Here is an 18549-nt window from a genome sequence, read left to right on the forward strand (position 1 = left end):
AGTCTCCCCGCGCAGCGGCCTATGATCGCCGGATGGGGACACCGGACTACATCGTGGGGATGCGCAAGCACGTCGGCCACGACCTGCTCTGGCTGCCCAGCGTCAGCGCGGTGGTCCGCAACGACGCCGGTGAGTTGCTGCTGGGCCAGCGTTCCGACGACGGGCGCTGGTCGGTGATCAGCGGGTTCGTCGAGCCGGGCGAACAGCCGGCCACCGCGCTGGTCCGCGAGGTGCGGGAGGAGACGGGCCTGGACGTCGCGCCGGTGCGGATGTCCAGCGCCGTGTCGCACCCGCACACGTACCCCAACGGGGACCAGTGCGAATACCTGAACCTGGGCTTCCTCTGCCGGGTGGTGGCCGGCACCGCCCGGGTCAACGACGACGAGTCGCTGGCCGTGCGGTGGTTCGGATTGGACCAGCTGCCCGAGCTGGACAAGCATGCCCTGCTGGTCATCGCCTACGCCCTGCGCGACAACCCGTCGGCCGGTTACCTGGAGCCGGGCGTGACGTGGGACGACGTGCCCGACTGAAGGGGTTCACGCCGGGGTGGACGCGAGCACGACCGGAGCGGTCGGCGCCGACCGCGCCGCCCGGATGGTGTACGCGAGCGCGTACGGCGTGCAGGCCAGGTAGAGCATGGGTTCCGTCGGCACCCGGTTGCTGATGATTCCAAAGATCTCCCATGGAATCGTGGGTCGGGGTAGGCCGATGTTCCAGTCTGTCCAGGCGGCGAGGAGCCACAGCGGCGCGGAGATCCGGTCGATGCTCTCCACCGGCGTCGGACCGATGACCGGGCCAGCGCGATAGCCCGCCGAGATGGCGTCGACAACGGCGAGAATCATCGCGAGGTCGGCGGCGGCGAGTGCGCCGAGGACGCCCACCCACCAGGCCGCGTGGAGGCGATGCCGAACGGCGAGGCTCGCCGCGGCCCAGAGGGCCAGCGTCAGACCGGCCAACCAGAGCAGCAGCCCGGGCAGGGTGGAAGCCAGGTCATCCGGGTAGAGGACGTACAGGAACACGACTGCGGCCACCCCGACGGGGAGCACCACCCCGAGCGCGATGTGTAGCGGGCCGTCGAGTGCGGTGTGCCGGGCCCAGCGACCGGCGAACACCGCCAGCAGCAGCGCCAACCCGACGGTGAACGCCGACCAGAGCGGCCTCTGCGCCCGCTCCGACCAGCTCTCGGCCAACACGCGCTCGATCGGGTACAGGGCGTACGCACTGACGAGCACGATCCCGACGCAGGCGATCGGGGACAGCAGCAACGCGGCCGCGGTGCGGCCGATCCGACCGCGCATCACTGTGCGGTCGACGATCGGGGCACCGGCCCGGCTGACGGCCAGGCTCACCGCGAAGCCGAGCATCTTCGTCCGGTGACCGCTCTCGATGAGCACGTGCAGCTCGGCGGCCCACTCGCGGCGCAGGTCGTCGCGGACGTCGGCCGGCCAGCGGCGCGCGGCCATCTCCAGCAGCAGTTCGGCGGCCCGGCGGGTCATCACGCTGGCGCTCCGGTGGGCTCGGTGCCGCCCCAGGAGGGACGAGCGTCGGGGATCGCGGCGCGCAGATCGGCGAGCGCCTGGCGGGCCTGCGTCACCCCGACGGCGGTCAGCCGGTAGTAGCGACGGGCCGGCCGGCCGGCCGCGACGGGGTCGATCGCCTCCCAGTCGGCGTCCAGCCAGCCGGCCGCGCTCAGCCGGTGCAGCACCGGGTAGAGGGTGCCGCTGGGCAGGCCGGTCAATCGCATCAGGTCCAGCCCGTAGCGCTGCTCGTCGGGTTCGGCGAGCAGCGCCGCGAGCACCTTCGCGACCGGAATGGTCATCCGCATCCGACCACTGTATCGGAACTCTACATAGGGGTGGGTGCCCGTTCGACGGGAATCCACAGCTCGGCGTCCGCCTCGGTGCCGTCCGCGGACACCCGGACCCGGGAGATCTCCGGTCCAGGTCGGCTGCGGTACGGGTTGGACGGAAACCACTGGGTGAACACGTCACGCCACAGGTGCTGCACCGCCTGCGGGAACGCTCCGGAGGTGGTGAACACCGCCCACGTCCCGGCCTGCACCGGCAGCGCGTCCAAGTCCTCCGGTGGCACGGCACCGGTCACCACCCCGTGCCAGTAGTCCAGCTCGGTGCCCTCCTCCCGGCTGTCGGCGAGGTTGTCGCTGACGTTGACGATCCCCGCCGGCTCCTGATCGGAGAGCGCCTCGATCCGTGCGGTCGTCTCCTTGTCGATGCTCCGGATGAACGCGACGATCGCCGGGTTCATCCCCTCGTGCACCAGCGGGACCCGCGCCTTGCGCCCCACCAGCGCGAACGCGTCCTTGCTGACGATTCGGTACTCCATGCTGCCGCTCCCTTCGACGGTGAGTCGGAAGGACATCCGGGGCTGGGCACGCAGCGCTGCCCCCGTACGCCGAGCCTCTCCGGGCCCCACGCCGTGCACGGCGTGGAACGCCCGCGCGAACGCCTCGGCGGACCCGTAGCCGTAGTGCACCGCGACGTCGAGCAACGTCCGCTCCCCCGCGAGCACGTCCGCGCCGGCGACGGTGAGCCGACGCCGCCGGATGTACTCCGACAGCGGCATCCCGGCCAGTGCGGAGAACAACCGCCGGAAGTGGTACTCCGACGTCAGCGCGATCCGCGCAAGGTCGGCCACCTCGATCTTCTGGTCGAGGTGACGCTCGATGTGAGCCATCGCCTCGTTGAGCCGATCCAGCACCCGGGCCTCCTTCCCTTTCGAGTACCGACGTTAGGTCGCGGGGTCGGTGGCCCACCCGACATCCGATGCCCGCATCGGTCGGGTGGGCCCGCACCGGTCGTCGTGTCGTAGCCTGGCGGACTTTGCTTCTCCAGGAGGTTGACGTGGCCGAGTATCCGCAGGACGTCGTGCAGCGCTTCCACGGCACCCCCGAACAGGTCGACGCCGGCCTGGTGGGCGACCCGCCGCGCACGTGGGAGTCCGTCGTCATCGAGGAGTACGACAGGGCCTGGGCGCAGCGGTTCACCGCCCTCCGGTCGTCGCTCACCGAGGCGCTGGGCGCTCTGATCATCGCGGTGGAACACGTCGGGTCCACAGCGGTGCCGGGGCTCGCGGCCAAACCCGTCATCGACATCGACCTGGTCATCGAGGACACCGCCGACGAGTCCGGGTATCTCCCCGCCCTGGAACGGCTCGGCTACCGGCTCGTCCTGCGGGAGCCCTGGTGGCACGGGCACCGGATGCTGCTCAGCGCCGCCGAGGACGTCAACCTGCACGTCTGGCCGCAGGGTGCGCCCGAACCCGTCCGGCACCGGCTCTTCCGCGACTGGCTGCGCTCGCATCCACACGACCGGGAGCTCTACGCCGCGACCAAACGACGCCTCGCGCAGGACACCGCGCACCGACCCCGCGACTACAGCCTGGCGAAGAACGACGTCATCGACGAGATCTACGCGCGCATCTTCGCCGCCTCGGCGGCAGCAGCCAAGGCCGAGCAGCCGGGCGGAACCACCCAGGCCGACGGTTGATAATCCTGGCGGTCACTCTGCCGGAAAAGGGGTCTTCGATGGTGCGATGGCACTGGGTCGTCGGGGTGGTGGCGGCGGCGATGCTCGCTGGTTGTGACACCGACGCGAACGCCCCTGTCGACGCCGCGCTCCCCCGCGGGGAGAGCCTCGGCGAGCTGCGTCAGCAGGCACGGGAGGCATTGGCCCGGTACGACCAGGCCGTCATCGACGCAGGTGGCGCTGGCGCCGTCACCCCGACACCACCACCGTGGAACTCCCCGCCGGGCATCGCCATCGAGTCGGCGACCACAACCGGGGCCGGTGCGCAGCTGACCGTCGACTTCACCGGCGCCTTCGGGCCGGCGACCGGACGCTGTGGCGCCGACTACCACGCGGAGTCGGTCGAGTCGGCCAACGCCGTCGTGGTCATCGTCATCGCGCAGCACCACAACAGCGGCGAGGTGTGCACCCTTGCGGGCTTCCCGCGTATCGCAACCCTCAATCTGGCCCAACCGCTGGGCAGGCGGCCGGTCCTCGAGATACGCCAGGGGCAACCGGTCCCGCTCACCCTCAGGTGAGCGCAACCAGCGTGTTCGGCGCGACGGCCGCGCGTAGATCTTGGACAGTTTCCGTCATCAGCTAACGGAAACTGTCCAAGATTCGGCCGTAGGCCGGGGATGTGAGCCTGCCAGTGACCATCCGGATTCGTCAGGAACAGTCGAAGCGGTAGTCGAACGGCCTGGTGGGGCAGGTCGTGCAGACAAACAGGTAGATCCCGCCGACGTCACCCAGCATGAGCCCGCTGGGGTTCTGGATCGTCCACCACGGGTGATCGTCGGTGGTGGCCGTTTCCCAACCGGCCATCGCCGGACGGTCCTCTACTGGGATCCATCTCTTCTCGTCACCGCGGCTGAACTCCCAGCTGGCCACCGTCAGCAGATGGTCCATGGACGAGCCACACTCGCAGACCGGCCAGTCCGGAGACTGCGTCCAGCCGGGGTAACCGCCGACCTTGATCCCCGAGGCGACCGCCAGATCGGCTTCGTAATTCCAACCGGTCTCCTGCGCCACCCGCTTTATGGTGTCCTCGATCTGTGGCCAGACGGCACGCGGGAGGTCCCAGGATGGGTACTCGGTAACCCGCTCCGGGTCGAGCACACAGCGGCGGGGGACGTGCGATGGATCTGACTCCACATCCGGTACGGGCATTTCTTGAAGCCGGGCACCGATGTCGGCACCGCGACGCCACCGCAGTTCGGGGCGAGGTGACGTCCACGGTTCATGCTCGAATGGGCACCACAACACCTGTAGGACGTCCGCGCCGGCCGGGAACGGCACCTCAGGCACGTCCTCGGCCAGCAACTGCACCACCGGCACCAGCGGCGCCGCCGGTTCACCCGGAGAATCGAGATAGTGGTCGCCGGGCTCCGGTCCGTCGCACATCGGCCAGGCTTCGTCGGCCGGCCACAGCAGCGGGCCGCCCACCGAACTCTGCTCCGCTGTCGGCGCACCCGGACGGGGATGCAAGCGGACGGTCGTCCGCGCCAGTGGCGCAACCGCCGGAAAGATCTGTGGCACGTCGATGGGGCTGGAAGGGGTGGTGTGCACGCCGCCGATCGTAGGAGGCGCGCAATCGGCGTGTTCAGCGCGGCGACTGCTGCATGACCCAGGTGGGCACGGGCTCCGACAGGGAGCCCACCACCTCCCAGCCGGCGCGGCGGTACAGCTCGACGTTGCCCGGGTTGCTGGTCTCCAGGATCGCCGGCAGACCGTCGGCGGCGGCGCGCTCCAGCCCGGCCCGCATGACGGCGCGCCCCCAACCGCGTCCGGCGCTGTCGGGGTGGGTGCCCAGGACGCCGAGATACCAGAACGGGAACTCGGGCAGGGCTGCGTGCACGGCATCGTCGTAGCTCTGCACCCGAGCCTGCACGTCAGCGGGGTATCGAGCTGGCGTCGAGTGGCCGGCCGCCGGCTCGGCCGGTGGCTCCCAGATTGCCACTGACGCTCCCCCAGCGATCGTCCAGATCGACGACCGGTGCACCCGCTTGTCGAAGAGGTTCCCGAAGAAGGTGGCGGCGTACTCGGGATAGGTCTCCTCGTCGGGGAACAGGTGCCGCAGCACGGGATCCTTGACGAACGCGGCGACCAGCGTGTCGACCACTGCTCGACGGTCCGCTGGGGTGGCGATGGTGATCTCGGGCGCTGTCACAGCAGTCGACACTATCCGGAAAGGCACCTTGACCCTGACACCGTGGCGGACCGGAGACTGGCCCCATGGACCTCGATGACTACCGGAACCACTCCCCCTACAGCGACCCCGGTCGGCACGGCGGGCTTCTCGACGCCGTGGCGACCGACATCCCCACCGTGGCGGCGACCGCCCGCAACGTGATCGTCCACTACCGGGCCGGCGGCGTAGAGCTGCCGGACGACCGGCTGGACGAGGTGAACTGCCGCTGGGTGGACCGCATCCTGGACACGGACCAGTCTCGCTTTCCCCTGCCACTCACCGCTGAGCGCCCGGCCGTCGACCGGGTTGCCGGCTGCTGCCGGGACCACACGTTGCTCTCGGTGGCGGTGCTGCGCCAACACGGCATTCCCAGCCGCAGCCGGGTCGGGTTCGCCTCCTACTTCACGCCCGGCTGGCACCACGATCACGTGCTGCTGGAGTACTGGAACGGCGAACGATGGGTCTGGGCCGACCCGGAGATCGACCCGGCCGGCGACTGGCGGTTCGACGGCTACGACATCGACCCGACAGCAGGGCTCTTCGACTCGGCAGCACGGGTGTGGTCGGCGTACCGGGCCGGGGCGATCGACCCCGACGTCTACGGCGTGGCCCCGGAATCGCCGATCCGCGGTGCCTGGTTCATCCACGACTACGTCATCCAGGAGCTGGCTCACCGGCAGAAGGACGAGCTGTTGCTGTGGGACAGCTTCGGCGCGATGACCGACGACCTCACCGACGCCGACCTCACTCTCGCCGACGAGATCGCCGCCCTGCTGCTCGCCGCCGACGACGGCGACGAGGGCGCGGAGAAGGCGCTCGCCGACCGGTACGCGACGGACAGCCGCCTGCGTCCCGGCGCTCAGGTACAGAGCTTTTCACCGGTCTCCAACACGGTGAGCACAGTCGATCTGCGCCTCAGCCGAACGTGAAGGCGTACGCCTGGGCACCAGGCTCGCCGAACGTGATCTCCAGGGTCCGCTCCCGGACCGCGCCGGCCTGGCGGACGAGCTGGTAGAGCCGGCCGTCCTGGAGCACGCCGTTGCCATCTTCGTCGACGTCGACGCCGTGTGACGGGCCAGGAGCTTCGCCGTCGAGGAGCACCCGGAACGGGATCGACCGTCCCGCCCCGGGGGCCAGCACGAGATGCGCGTCGCGGCCGTGGAACCGGAAGGCGATGCTGCCGCCGGCCCGATCGGCCACGACGCTCTCCGACCCGATCGTCCACTCGCCCGCCAGGGCCCACTGGTTGAGGCCCAGGCTCTCCGGCAGCTCGTAGGCGCGGCGTTCGTCGAGTGCCGGGCCGTTCGGCGACGCGAAGTGCTCGCCACGACTGAATCCGAGGTACGTCTCGGGCGTCCGCAGTTCGCCCCAGTCGGCCTCCGCCTCCGGGCCGACCCCCTTCACGGGTACGGGGGCGCGCTCGATGCCGAGCAGTTGCTGGAGAACCCGCTCGGACTGCTCGTAGCGCCCCTCACCGAAGTGCTCGTCGCGGATGACCCCGTCGGTGTCGACGAAGTACAGCGCCGGCCAGTACTGGTTGCCGAAGGCGCGCCAGATCGCGTAGTCGTTGTCGACCGCCACCGGGTAGTCGATCGATCGCGCCGCGACCGCCCGCCGCACCCCGTCGACGTCGTGCTCGAACGAGAACTCCGGCGTGTGCACCCCGATGACGACAAGCCCGTCGTCGCGGTAGGCCTGCGACCAGGCACGCACGTACGGCTCCTGGCGCAGCCAGTTGATGCAGGTCAGCGTCCAGAAGTTCACCAGGACGACGCGCCCGCGCAGGTCGGCGGGGCCGAGTGGCTCGGAGTTGAGCCACTCGGCCGCCCCGTTCAGCGGGGGCAGGTGCACGGCCATCTAGCGAAGCGACCGGAAGGCGGCCCGCATCTCTTCCGAGAAGAGTTGCGGCTGTTCCCAGGCCGCGAAGTGCCCGCCCTTGTCCAGCTTGTTGTAGTGGATGAGATTGGGATACGCCTGCTCTGCCCAACTCTTCGGAGCCTGGTAGAGCTCGTCGGGGAACACGCTCACGGCAACCGGGATCGACACACCCTTGGTCGCGAAGAAGGAGAGCAGGTTCTCCGCATACAGACGAGCCGAGGAAACCCCGGTGTTCGTCAGCCAGTAGAGCGAGATGTTGTCGAGGAGGTCCTCCGGCGTGATGCCCCGGGGCTGCCCCGCGACGGACTCGGAGATGAGCTTCAGGCTGGCGGCGTCATGGTCGAGCATGTAGGTCGCCAAGGCGACGGGCGAGTCCGCCAACCCGGTCAGTGTCTGCGCGCGTCCCATCTCAAGGGCGTAGCTGGAATGCTTCCAGAAGAAGTCTGCCTGCTCACAGGCGCGCCTCTCATCGTCCGAGAGATTGGACGGGAGCGACCCGAGGGGGTTGTTCGCACCGGTGATGCCGGACTGGAGCATCGCATCGATGTCGGGCGGATACACACCCGGCATGTTGGTGTGAATGCCGATCAGTTCCGGAGGCGCCTGCACACCCATCAGTTCCGTGATGAGCGCACCCCAGTCGCCGCCCTGCGCCACGAACCGCGTGTAGCCAAGGCGCCTCATCAACTCGATCCAGGCGTTTGCGATGTGCTGCGGGTCCCAGCCGGGCGTGCTCGGCTTGCCCGAGAAGCCGTAGCCGGGCATCGACGGGATGACCAGATGGAAGGCGTCCGAGGCGCTGGCACCATGCGCGGTGGGATTGGTGAGCGGGTCAATGATCTTCATCTGCTCGATCACCGACCCCGGCCACCCGTGCGTGACGATGAGCGGCAGGGCGTCCTCGTGCTTCGAACGGATGTGGAGGAAGTGGATGTCGAGGCCGTCGATCTCGGTCATGAACTGCGGTAGGGCGTTCAGCCTCGCCTCGACCTTGCGCCAGTCGTAGTCTTTCTCCCAGTAACGCGCAAGGGCCTGCATCGTCGCAAGCTGCACGCCCTGCGACTGATCCGGCACGGTTTCCTTTTCGGGCCAGCGTGTGGCGGCGATGCGCGCGCGCATCGCCTTTAGATCCTCCTCGGGGATTTCCACCTTGAACGGCCGAATTTCCGTGGTGCCGGGTCGCGTCATGGTCTTGACAGCCATGGGTGCTTCCTCTCCGTCTGAATTCGCGCCTCGCGAGGGGAATCATCAAATGAAGGTGGTGGCCACACGAGCAGTTGAGCGGTGTTTCCCAGGCTGACCACGTTCAGGCACGGTCACGGGGGTCGGAATTGTGGCGAGACCACCGCGCGGGCAGGAGCAGCCGTGCCCGTCAATGCGCGCGTCCGGGATCGGCGACGGCATGCTCGGCGGCTCGGCTGACCTGCTCCCAGCCCGCCCAGGTGTCCATCCGCCGACGGGAGACGTCGAACGCCAGGTCGTACACCATGCTCCCGAGCAGGAGCCGCAGCGGCGGGTCGTCGCTGTCGACCAGACGCAGCAACGCCTCGGCGGCCAGCCGGGGCTCGCTGTCGATCGAACCCTCCGCCCACTGTCGTTCCAGTTCGGCGCGCAGCGGCGCGTACGCCTCGATCGGGGTGGTGGCGCTCAAACTGGTGTAGAGGTCGGTCCAGTAGCCGCCCGGCTGCACGATGCTGAGCTTGATGTCGAAGGCCGCCGCCTCCATTGCCAACGCCTCGCTCATGCCTTCCAGGGCGAATTTGCTCGCGCTGTACATGCCGGTGCTCGGAAAACCACCCAACGCGGCGATGCTGGACACCTGCACGATGTGGCCGGACCGTTGGGCGCGCAGATGCGGCAGCACCGCCTGACTGACCCACAGCGCGCCGAAGAGGTTGACCTCGAACTGGGCTCGCGCCTCCGCCTCGGTGAACTCTTCGACCATTCCCATGGACAGGGTCCCGGCGTTGTTGACGACGATGTCGAGCCGTCCGAAGTGCTCGACGGCGGTGGCCACGGCGGCGAAGACCGCAGCCCGGTCGGTCACGTCGAGGGCCAGCGTCAGCAGCCGGTCGCCGTGCCGCTCGTCGAAGTCGTTTCGGGCGATGGTCCGGGCGGTGGCGACCACCCGATCCCCCCGGTCGAGCGCGGCGTCGGTGAAGGCGCGGCCCAGGCCGCGGCTGGCGCCGGTGATGAACCAGGTGCGCATGTCGGAACTCCATCCTCGGGGCGAGACGAGACGGTCCGTCTCGTCATGGAGGAGAGATTAGGCCGCACCACCCCGGCCGTCAAGACGAGACGGTTCGTCTCGTCGCTGATATCGTGGGGCCCCATGACCCCCAACACGGCCCGCCGGAGAGAGACCTCCCGACGCGCCATCCTCACCGCGGCCTTCGACCTGCTCCAGGAGATCGGGTACGCGAAGGTCAGCATCGAGGGCATCGCCGCGCGCGCCGGCGTCGGCAAACAGACCATCTACCGCTGGTGGCCGTCCAAGGGCGCGGTCATCTTCGACGCGTTCCTCATGCTCAGCGAGGCCACCGAGGGCGGGCCGCCGACCTTGCCGGACACCGGCGACCTGGCCGCCGACCTGACCCTGGTGCTTCGCGCAACGGTCGAGGAGATGAACGATCCCCGGTACGAGCAACCGATGCGCGCGCTGGCCACCGAGATCGCGCTCGACCCCGAGCTGGCGGTGGCCTACGCCGAACGGCTGGACGGGCCGTTGAAGGAGGCCAAACGGCAGCGCCTACGCAGCGCCCAGCAGGCCGGGCAACTCGCCGACGACATCGACCTCGACGTGGCGGTGGACCTGATCTGGGGACCGTTGTTCAGCCGATGGCTGCAACGCAGCGGACCGCTCACCGCCGAGTACGCCGACCTCGTCGTCACCACCGCCCTCGACGGGTTGCGCCCCCGCCGGCCGGCTTGATCCACTCGACTTCCGTGAAACCGGCCCATCCCCGGCGCCAGGAAACCCCGCCTTCCTTGAAACCGAGTGGGCGCTCCCTGAACGGACTGCTACCCCACCGGTGCGGCGAGTGACAGTTTGCTCGACGCTTTTGCGCTGCCGCAGCACGCTGCGGCAACATCAGGCGCCGTGACGGCACCAGGCTCGGCCCCCTTCAACGACACCCCGGTCGGCACACTCCGGTCGCGTCGGCGGGTCAGACACTGGTTGGCCGGCGCCGGGGTCACCGCCCTGGCCGCCGTACTCGGCATCACCCTCGCCGTACGCGGTGGTGCCACCCCGGCCTGCGCCGCGCCACCAACCGGAGACACCGTCCACAAAGCCAAGGCCAGCTTCTACGACGCCGGCCGCTCCGGCGGCAACTGCTCCTTCCCCGGCCCACCCGCGGACCGGCTCTACGTGGCCCTCGGCTCATCGGCGTACTCCGGGTCCGCGGCCTGCGGCAGCTACCTGGACGTGACCGGCCCGAAGGGCACCGTCCGCGTCATGGTCATGGACCAGTGCGGCGGGTGCGGTTCCGGCAAGATCGACCTCTCCGACGAGGCGTTCGCCAAGGTTGCCGACCGGGCGCAGGGCATCGCGCAGGTGACGTACCGGGCGGTGGTGAACCCGCCGCTCGACGGAGGCCTCACCTTCCGGATGAAGGGCGGCGCCTCGCGGTACTGGTTCGCGGTGCAGGTCGGCAACCACGGCAACCCACTCCGCTCGGTCGAGGCACAGGGGCCGGGCGGCGGCTTCCGCAAGGCGGCCCGCCAGAGCGACAACTACTGGACCGTCGAGGGCGGGATCGGCCCCGGGCCCTACAACATCAGGGTCACCGACGTGTACGGAGGCCAGGCGACCGCCACCGCCATCCGGCTGGTCACGAAGCAGGTCCAACGCAGCACGGCCACGCTTGCCTCCCCCACGCCGCCCAGCAGTTCACCGTCGGCTCCGCCGTCCCCCAGCATCGCGCCCTCGCCGACCCCGTCGGAATCGGTCGCACCAACGGCGACCGTCGAAGCGCTCGCCGGTGCCGCCCCGCTCAACGCCCCTCGCTGCTGACCCACCCACCGACGCCGACTTGCCGTGCCGCTGACGAGAGGGCGTTGACGACCGCCTGAAGGCACCCCCTTACGGTGCAGCGCGCAGTCGGACCTGGTCAGAGGACACTCGTTCCGGATCAAGGTGCAGCTCACGAGGGCCATAGCAGTCCGCCATCAGCGTCGCCACCTCGTCGCCACAGGCACAGACCTGATTCGGGCCGTTGTCGCCGCTCAGGCCACAGCATCCGGTCAGACGGAGGCGCTCCGGGTGTGGCTGAAGCGAGGGAGCGTCGTCCGGGTGAATGACGATGGTGTTGCGGGGGCCAGCGGACTCAAAGTCGACGCCCTCAACGGACAAGCCCACACCTGGCATGGCTTGTGCAGAGCCATCCTGATTTTCGGCCGGCACGAACGGGGCGCCGAACGGCTCAGTGTCGATGGCGAACCACCCACGTGCCACTGTCGATGGCCCGGGACCACGGTAAAGGTATGGCTGACGGACCAACTCGCCAGGCGAATGCGTCAGGTCGGGCGTCAGCGCAAGGCCACACGAGACGCACGTGAATACGGCCATGCGGGCAGTGTGCCAGGGAGATGAGTTCAGGTGGGGGCCCGGAAGCGGTACGAGAGGCGACGGGACGGCCCGCCGCGTGTGCGGAGCTTCCGGCTGCCTCGTCAGTTCAGCCCTGCGCGGCCGGCCACCGGTCCGCCTCGCCTCGGCGTGGCATGCCCCAGGTGCCGACTCAGCAGTTATCGGCACGATCGTTCTTCTCCGACAGTGCAGCAAAGGGCAGGGGGCAGCAGGAGCTTTCGGCGCAGGCGACGAGGTCGTCACAGCCGGCCGAGATGGCGTCCCGCAGCGTGTCGCGGATTACGGTCAGGTCCGTCAGCCTCTGCTCGACCTCGATGAGCTTCTCCCTGGCACGCGATTGGAGGCCGGTGTCGGATCGACCCATGTGCTGGTGCCGGCCGGCGTCGAGCAGGTCGGCAACCTCGTTGAGGGTGAAGCCCAGGCGTTGCGCGGTCTTGATGACTCGCAGCAGGGTGACCGTCTCGGCCGGGTAGAGCCGGTGCCCGCCCGGCGATCGCTGCGGCGAGTCCAGCAGGCCCCGGCGCTCGTAGTAGCGCAGCGTCTGCTGGTTGACTCCTGCCGCCTCGGCCAGTTGACCGCTGCGCAGGCCAGACCCGGTCACCTCTGATCCCGCAGGGACACGGCCCGCGCGGCGAGGGCGTCGAGCACGTCGACGTGGGCTGCCGGCACCCGGACGTCCAGCGAGAGCGAGTCGGGGCCTGGCCGGGAGAGGCCGAACGTGAAGAACGAGCAGCAGGACGACTCACGGGCTGTCAGGTCCCGCGCCGTCTCCTCGACCTGCGCACCACCATCGAGCCGCAACCGCAGGTGCTGCGCCGACAGCCGGTCGAGGCCCCGCACCGCATCGGTGAAGAACTGGTCAAACTCGGCGAGCCGTAGCGGCCGTTCAGCCGTCGGGAGGGTGCAGGCGTCCGGCACCCAGGCGTCGTCCGTCGTGATGTGGCGATCACTCATATCGTCGACGGTAAGCCTGTACCCAGGTATCAGATGCAAGCCCGACGCCTGGCTGGGCTGGAATTGCCAGGCGTCGTGTGGTTACCAGGCTCAACCGGACCGGCGGGGCCGTCGGGCCAGGGACAACCACCCGAGGAACCGCGCGTGCATCGCCGGCGGGTCAGGACGCAGACCCAGACCGTGTACGTCGTCGATCGGAGCGGCTCGCGGAGTCCTCATCGGCCGACGGCCCCCTTCGGGTAGTGGCGGCGCAGGTTGGCGGCGAGGACGCGGTCGAGCGTGCGGTCGGAGAGCATCGGGCCCAGGCGCATGATCAGGGCAGCATCCCGGCCGGCGGTGTAGCGGGTGCGCGGTCTACGCGTCGTCACAGCCCTCGCGATGACCCGGGCGGCGGCGTCGGCGGTCAGCCCTGAAGCAGTGCCCGAGGTCATCAACTTGTTGTTCGCCTGGACGAGGCTGCCGTAGCGCTCGTCCTGCTCCGGCGTCATCTGGGCAGCCAGGTGGTTCGCCGTCTCGACCCCGCGGGCCGCCATCTCCGTGCGGACGCCGCCGGGCTCGACCACCACCACCTGTACGCCAAGCGGAGCGACCTCCCGGCGGAGCGAGTCGCTGACCGCCTCCAGGGCGAACTTGGCGCCGGCGTACGCGCCGTATGTGGCCATGGCGAACTTGCCGCCCACCGAGCTGATGTTGATTACACGACCCTTGCTGCGTAGCAGCGCGGGCAGGAGCGCTTGAGTGACAGCGATGTGGCCGAACAGGTTGACTTCGAACGCCCGCCGCCACTCCGTCATCGGCAGGACTTCGACTGGAGCGTTCACCTGAACGCCGGCGTTGTTGACGAGCGCGTGCAGTGCACGCGGGTCATCGGCGACCCGCGCGGCGAGTGCCTCCACGTGCTCGGACCTGGTGATGTCGAGGATGACCGGCTCGATGCCTGTCGATCGGATGACGTCGGCGTCACGGTCGCGTCGCACGCCGGCCAGGACGTGAAATCCCTGGCGAGCCAGCTCGCGGGCGGCTGACGCGCCCACGCCCGTGGACGCTCCGGTTACGACGACCAGCCTTTGGATTTCAGATGACGTTGTCATCTTAGCTACCCTACTGTTTCAGATGACACTGTCAACCCTATGATGGGCGTCATGACCACCCGTGCGGAGTCCGCCGCCGCCACCCGTCGCGCTCTGCTCGACGCGGCCGCCGAACTCCTCGACCTCGGCGGCCCCGACGCGGTCACCTTGCGCGAGGTGGGCGCTCGGGCAGGCGTGACCCGGGGAGCGCCGTACCGGCACTTCACGGGCAAGGACAGCCTGCTGACCGTCGTCGCGGCCGAAAGCTGGGAACGGATCGGCGACCAGGTGCACGCCCTTCGGACCGACCCGGCCCTGTCTGCCTCCGAGAAGCTGCGCGGCGCTCTCCGCACCCTCATCGACGTCGGCCGGGAGCAGCCGCACCTGTACCAGGTGTTGTTCAGGCGGCGCGCAAACCTTCCTGGGCAACTCGGCGACGGGATGGATCGCATCCGGCGTCAGCTATGCGGGCCGGAAGGCGACCCGGCCGTGGCCGACCGCGCGGCCGAACGCTTTCAGGGCGAGTTCCTGAACATCGTCGCCGACCTCGTGGGAGAGCGAAACGCACGGCGCCATGGCGCCCTGCTGCTGACCAGCGCCCACGGCATCGCGAGCATGGAGATCAGCGGCTACCTCGACACAGGCAAGTGGCACACCACCGTCGACGAACTCGTCGACACCCTCGTCCGCATGGTCACGGACGCCGGCGAAATGCCATAGCAACGCCCCCGCCCCCTCGACGGCAGACGCCCCGTGCGGATCCGCGGCGAGCGACCCCCTTGTTGAGAGCCATCATGGACCTCAGTAACGCCCGGTGGCGTAGTCCACACGCAGCGGTGCGAGCGGCGAAAACTGCGTCGAGTGGCAAGCAACCTGCCCGGTGTCGTGGCAGTCCGCGATCGGAAGGGTGTAGGCGTCCGGCACCGCCGTTGCGTGCCGCCACCGCGGTGACTGAAACGGCACGGAACCTCAGGCTCGACCGGACCGGCGGGACCGTCGCGCCAGGGACAACCACCCGAGGAACCGGGCGTGCATCGCCGGCAGGTTCGGACGCAGACCCAGACCGTGTACGTCGTCGATCGCCTCGTGCATCGACGCGGCTAGGTAGAAAGCCAGGGCGATCGAATGACCGTGGAACTCGGCCGCGAGATCCAGCCGAGCCGGGCCACACGGCCAGGGCGCGGCGCAGTTGCGGCACAGCCAGGCCGGGCGCATCGGCAGGTGCGGACGAGGGCGGGCGGTCATCCGACCCTCACCGGACCCCGGCGGACGGGCCGGCGCCTGGTGGCCTTCGTCGGAGCGGCGGGCTGGGCCTGGAACCGCACGCCCCCACGCAGCACGTACAGCTCTCGTCGCGCCACCGCATCGCCGGCGGCGTTCAGCTCGTAACCCTCAATCCACACCCAGCCGTCGTACGTGTGCCGCTCGGGCAACTCACGGATGACGCGCACGAAGATCGGGCGCAGGAACTGCACACTCGCGGCAGTGGTCAGAAGGACCACATCGCCGGCCTTCATCCTCCCCATCACTGCAACCCCCAGGGGTACGCGAAAGCGCGGCTCACGCCCGAACGCAGGACGTGGGGACGGACGGCCTCAGGCGGCCACGGGCCGTACGGGACGTTCGGCGCATCCGGGCTCGCGGGCTTGGGCTTCTCGGGCTTGTTGTCAGGCACGGTTTCCCCTTGGTGCCGTTGGGAAGGGGCCGCTCCCGTGAGTGCTCGCCCGTCGGGAGCGGCCCCGCTACGAACGCGACCGCCGGACCTCGATCCCTACCGGCCGCGCCGCCTGGTGACACTCTGCTGTGGAGACCACTACGCTCGGAAGGCATCCCAGGTGTCCGGGCTGACCTGGCGGAACAGGCTCAACCCATGGGGAATCTCGGGAAGCGGATCTCCGATTTGAGGAGCGTTGCATGGCTGATGTGCCAAGTCCCCTCGCGGACTTCATCGTGAGTGAGATCCGCCGCGCTCGTGGAGCGTCCGGGATGACGCAGGAGGCGTTCGGCCGGGCAGCGGGCTTCAGCGCGTCGCATGTCAGTGCCGTGGAGAGCGGCACCCGGGCGCTAACGATCGACTTCATCCGCGGAGCGGACCGGGCCTTCAGCAACGGCGGGCTGTTCGGACGATTGGTGGTGAAACTCGGCGCACCATCGTGGTTCCTGCCGTGGCTGGACGCCGAGCGCGGAGCGCGACAACTCCGCCTTTTCGAGCCACTACTGATCCCGGGACTACTCCAGACCGAGAACTACGCCCGCGTGGTGATGCGCTTGAACGACCTCATGTCAGCTGCCGAGGTAGACCAACAGGTAAGCGCTCGCATGAGCCGACACAAGATCCTGACCGGAGACTCGCCGCCTCAGGTGGTAGCCGTGCTGGATGAATCCACGCTCCGTCGCGCCGGCGACGAGCACGCCGGCATCATGGCGGAGCAGGTCGCGCACCTCATCACCGTCGCCGAGTTGCCGCACGTTCACGTGCACGTGATCCCGGCGGGAGCCGGCCTCCACATCGGGCTGTCCGGACCATTCGCGCTGGCGCGGGCCAGCGACGGAACCTGGGTCGGGCACCTCGAGAATCAGCTAGGCGGGATCGTGGTCGACAGCGAAGATGGGCTACATACTCTTCAGACGAGGTGGGAGAACGTGCGGAACGAAGCGCTCCCGCGCCGACAGTCCAACGAGCTGATGAAGGAAGTGCACAGCGATCATGGACCTCACTAACGCCACCTGGCGCAAGTCCCGGCGCAGCGGATCGTCCGGGGGCAACTGCGTCGAGGTCGCCGACAACCTGGCCGGCGTCGTCGGCGTTCGGGACAGCAAGGACCCTGCCGGTCCGGCACTCACCTTCGGTCCGGCGGCCTGGCGGGCGTTTGTCGCTCACGTCGCCCAACGGCCGTAACCGACGCAAGACGCACGAGACTGTCCGTACCCACTACATCCCGACAGGCAACCTGCGTTCGCTTCGCCAGGCTAGTACTGCAACGGCAGTTGGTCAGGGGTAGCCGTGTCGTCGGTAGTGGCAGGTTCGGGCTTGGTGTTGGCGTCGTCGGCGCCATCGGGACCAGGCCCAGACGTGCTCTGGTGGGTGCGTTGATCGGACTGCGAGTGCGGTGAGCAGTCTTCGGATCTCCGGTACGGTGTAGCCGATCATCATGTCGTCGCCTGAGCTGGGTCCCCTTTTGCGGTAAGGGATCGGGCGACCGACAGCCAGGCGTGGGCGGCCATGGACAGGGTGATGTGGGCGTACCAGGCCCGCCAGTCACGGACCTGGTACTCGTCGAGGCCGGCTTCGTTCTTGGCCTGTTGGAAGCACTCCTCGATCGCCCACCGCGCCCCCGCGATGCGGGCCAGGTCGACCAGGCGGGTGCGGCGGGGCCCGTAACAGACGTAGTACGCGATCTCCCCGGTCGTCATGCTGCGCCGGGCGAGCAGCCAATGCCCCCGGCCCGGTTGCCAGCAGATACGCACCGGCACCCGCGCCCACCAGTATTCGCGCGGGCCGTGCGCACCGGCGCCGGCGGACAGCCGGCACCACGCCCGCGCTGGCAGAGCAGCGATCAGATCGTCCGCGCGGGCCTGACCCATCGTGGTCGTGATCATGTCGTCGTTGCGGCGGGTCGCGACCACATAACCCACATCCCGGTGTTCCAACCAGACCCGCAGGGATTTCGACTGGCCGTAGGCCTCGTCCATCGTCACCCACCCGACGGGCACCCCGGCATCCAAGGCTCGGGCCAGCATCTCCCGGGCCATCTGGACCTTCGTGGCGAACTGCACCTCGTCCGGGATCCCCGCGTCCCGGCACCGATCCCGGTCATCGGTCCACGACGCCGGGAGGTAGAGCTGCCGGTCGATCAGCGCGTGTCCCTTCGCCGACCGGTAGTCCAGGAACGTCCCGACCTGGCAGTTCTCCGTCCGACCAGCGGTGCCCGAATACTGGCGCTGCACCCCGGCCGACCGGGTGCCCTTCTTCAGGAACCCGGTGTCGTCGACGATCAACACACCGTTCGGGTCGCCGAGGTGCTCGACGACGTAGTCCCGCACGTCGTCACGGACCGCGTCGACGTCCCAGTCCGCCCACCGCAGCAACCGCTGCATACCGTCCGGCGACACATCCCCGGCCTGCTCAGCCAGGGTCCAGCCATTCTTCCGGCCCAGGCCCGACACCAGGCCGCACAGGTACTGACGCACCCGCCGCCGCGGCTCCTACCGCCGAAACCTGGGCCCGATCCGGCCATGCAACCGGTCCAACTCCCCGTGCCAACGATCGACATCAACGTCCGTCACAGGCAGACCAACGAACGCGAGCCGAACTCGATTCGCCTACTGCCGTTGCAGTACTAG

Annotated in this window: 22 protein-coding genes and 1 pseudogene; 9 read left to right on the forward strand and 14 right to left on the reverse strand. The window is 69.1% G+C overall.

The features are described from left to right. The first annotated feature begins 32 nt into the window (after positions 1-32). Positions 33-530, forward strand: a complete 498-nt coding sequence (locus CLT68_RS30810; protein ID WP_099856209.1) for an NUDIX hydrolase — start codon at positions 33-35, stop codon at positions 528-530. A 6-nt stretch (positions 531-536) separates the two neighbouring features. Here CLT68_RS30810 and CLT68_RS30815 read toward each other — a convergent pair whose 3' ends face one another. From CLT68_RS30815 to CLT68_RS30825, 3 genes are read right to left on the reverse strand one after another with little or no spacing between them, the layout of a single operon-like run. Continuing rightward, positions 537-1496 carry a hypothetical protein gene (locus CLT68_RS30815; protein ID WP_099856211.1) on the reverse strand — a complete coding sequence of 320 codons (960 nt, stop codon included), beginning with the start codon at positions 1494-1496 and terminating at the stop codon, positions 537-539. After that, positions 1496-1825, reverse strand: coding sequence for a PadR family transcriptional regulator (locus tag CLT68_RS30820; RefSeq protein WP_099856213.1), 330 nt, complete (start codon positions 1823-1825; stop codon positions 1496-1498). The genes CLT68_RS30815 and CLT68_RS30820 overlap by 1 nt, the downstream gene beginning before the upstream one ends. Positions 1826-1845: 20 nt before the next feature. After that, positions 1846-2718, reverse strand: a complete 873-nt coding sequence (locus CLT68_RS30825; RefSeq protein WP_099856215.1) for an AraC family transcriptional regulator — start codon at positions 2716-2718, stop codon at positions 1846-1848. A 143-nt stretch (positions 2719-2861) separates the two neighbouring features. Here CLT68_RS30825 and CLT68_RS30830 point away from each other — a divergent pair, with 143 nt between their 5' ends. Both CLT68_RS30830 and CLT68_RS30835 read left to right on the forward strand, forming a co-directional pair. After that, a complete protein-coding gene (locus tag CLT68_RS30830; protein WP_158240972.1) occupies positions 2862-3506 on the forward strand; it encodes a GrpB family protein in 645 nt (214 codons plus the stop codon). A 38-nt stretch (positions 3507-3544) separates the two neighbouring features. After that, entirely contained in the window at positions 3545-4063 is a 519-nt protein-coding gene (locus CLT68_RS30835; RefSeq protein ID WP_099856219.1) for a hypothetical protein, read from the forward strand. Between the two features lie 130 nt (positions 4064-4193). Here CLT68_RS30835 and CLT68_RS30840 read toward each other — a convergent pair whose 3' ends face one another. Together CLT68_RS30840 and CLT68_RS30845 are read right to left on the reverse strand one after the other, a co-directional pair. Continuing rightward, positions 4194-4970, reverse strand: a complete 777-nt coding sequence (locus CLT68_RS30840) for a hypothetical protein (RefSeq protein ID WP_199177179.1) — start codon at positions 4968-4970, stop codon at positions 4194-4196. 157 nt (positions 4971-5127) lie between these two features. After that, the gene (locus CLT68_RS30845; protein ID WP_199177180.1) at positions 5128-5694 is read right to left on the reverse strand and encodes a GNAT family N-acetyltransferase; all 567 of its coding nucleotides are present in this window, start codon (positions 5692-5694) and stop codon (positions 5128-5130) included. Between the two features lie 65 nt (positions 5695-5759). Between CLT68_RS30845 and CLT68_RS30850 the strand changes: the two genes are divergently transcribed. After that, positions 5760-6644 (forward strand): transglutaminase-like domain-containing protein, encoded by an 885-nt coding sequence (locus CLT68_RS30850; protein WP_099856223.1) that lies wholly within the window; start codon positions 5760-5762, stop codon positions 6642-6644. Here CLT68_RS30850 and CLT68_RS30855 read toward each other — a convergent pair. The 3 genes from CLT68_RS30855 to CLT68_RS30865 all read right to left on the reverse strand — a co-directional run bounded on the left by CLT68_RS30855 (position 6631) and on the right by CLT68_RS30865 (position 9802). After that, a complete protein-coding gene (locus CLT68_RS30855; protein ID WP_099856225.1) occupies positions 6631-7572 on the reverse strand; it encodes a redoxin family protein in 942 nt (313 codons plus the stop codon). The two genes, CLT68_RS30850 and CLT68_RS30855, sit on opposite strands and share 14 nt — an antisense overlap. After that, positions 7573-8796: an epoxide hydrolase gene (locus tag CLT68_RS30860; RefSeq protein WP_099856227.1), complete on the reverse strand. Its 1224-nt coding sequence runs from the start codon at positions 8794-8796 to the stop codon at positions 7573-7575. A gap of 169 nt (positions 8797-8965) precedes the next feature. Then, on the reverse strand, positions 8966-9802 hold the full coding sequence (locus tag CLT68_RS30865) for an SDR family oxidoreductase (protein ID WP_099856229.1): 837 nt from the start codon (positions 9800-9802) through the stop codon (positions 8966-8968). A 123-nt stretch (positions 9803-9925) separates the two neighbouring features. Here CLT68_RS30865 and CLT68_RS30870 point away from each other — a divergent pair, with 123 nt between their 5' ends. Together CLT68_RS30870 and CLT68_RS30875 are read left to right on the forward strand one after the other, a co-directional pair. Then, positions 9926-10525, forward strand: coding sequence for a TetR/AcrR family transcriptional regulator (locus tag CLT68_RS30870; protein ID WP_099856231.1), 600 nt, complete (start codon positions 9926-9928; stop codon positions 10523-10525). 168 nt (positions 10526-10693) lie between these two features. Beyond that, positions 10694-11608, forward strand: coding sequence for an expansin EXLX1 family cellulose-binding protein (locus CLT68_RS30875; protein WP_099856233.1), 915 nt, complete (start codon positions 10694-10696; stop codon positions 11606-11608). Between the two features lie 724 nt (positions 11609-12332). Here CLT68_RS30875 and CLT68_RS30885 read toward each other — a convergent pair. The 3 genes from CLT68_RS30885 to CLT68_RS30895 all read right to left on the reverse strand — a co-directional run bounded on the left by CLT68_RS30885 (position 12333) and on the right by CLT68_RS30895 (position 14226). Continuing rightward, the gene (locus CLT68_RS30885; RefSeq protein WP_099856237.1) at positions 12333-12782 is read right to left on the reverse strand and encodes a MerR family transcriptional regulator; all 450 of its coding nucleotides are present in this window, start codon (positions 12780-12782) and stop codon (positions 12333-12335) included. Next, positions 12779-13135 carry a hypothetical protein gene (locus CLT68_RS30890; RefSeq protein ID WP_099856239.1) on the reverse strand — a complete coding sequence of 119 codons (357 nt, stop codon included), beginning with the start codon at positions 13133-13135 and terminating at the stop codon, positions 12779-12781. The genes CLT68_RS30885 and CLT68_RS30890 overlap by 4 nt, the downstream gene beginning before the upstream one ends. A gap of 215 nt (positions 13136-13350) precedes the next feature. Continuing rightward, complete coding sequence (locus CLT68_RS30895) at positions 13351-14226, reverse strand: SDR family NAD(P)-dependent oxidoreductase (protein WP_099856240.1); 876 nt, start codon at positions 14224-14226, stop codon at positions 13351-13353. 51 nt (positions 14227-14277) lie between these two features. On the opposite strand from CLT68_RS30895, the gene CLT68_RS30900 reads away from it, so the two are divergent. Continuing rightward, positions 14278-14925, forward strand: coding sequence for a TetR/AcrR family transcriptional regulator (locus CLT68_RS30900; RefSeq protein WP_199177181.1), 648 nt, complete (start codon positions 14278-14280; stop codon positions 14923-14925). A gap of 249 nt (positions 14926-15174) precedes the next feature. Here the strand turns inward: CLT68_RS30900 and CLT68_RS30905 are convergent, their stop codons facing one another. Next, a complete protein-coding gene (locus tag CLT68_RS30905; protein ID WP_099856243.1) occupies positions 15175-15450 on the reverse strand; it encodes a hypothetical protein in 276 nt (91 codons plus the stop codon). Further along, positions 15447-15731: a hypothetical protein gene (locus CLT68_RS30910; RefSeq protein ID WP_099856245.1), complete on the reverse strand. Its 285-nt coding sequence runs from the start codon at positions 15729-15731 to the stop codon at positions 15447-15449. Before CLT68_RS30910 ends, CLT68_RS30905 begins: the two co-directional genes overlap by 4 nt. 388 nt (positions 15732-16119) lie before the next feature. On the opposite strand from CLT68_RS30910, the gene CLT68_RS30915 reads away from it, so the two are divergent. Further along, positions 16120-16926 (forward strand): Scr1 family TA system antitoxin-like transcriptional regulator, encoded by an 807-nt coding sequence (locus CLT68_RS30915; RefSeq protein ID WP_099856247.1) that lies wholly within the window; start codon positions 16120-16122, stop codon positions 16924-16926. Next, positions 16913-17104 carry a DUF397 domain-containing protein gene (locus CLT68_RS30920; protein WP_099856248.1) on the forward strand — a complete coding sequence of 64 codons (192 nt, stop codon included), beginning with the start codon at positions 16913-16915 and terminating at the stop codon, positions 17102-17104. The genes CLT68_RS30915 and CLT68_RS30920 overlap by 14 nt, the downstream gene beginning before the upstream one ends. A gap of 251 nt (positions 17105-17355) precedes the next feature. Here CLT68_RS30920 and CLT68_RS30925 read toward each other — a convergent pair. Continuing rightward, a pseudogene (locus CLT68_RS30925) lies at positions 17356-18492 on the reverse strand (IS701 family transposase). Positions 18493-18549 lie beyond the last annotated feature (57 nt).

The organism is Micromonospora sp. CNZ299 (assembly GCF_002754415.1).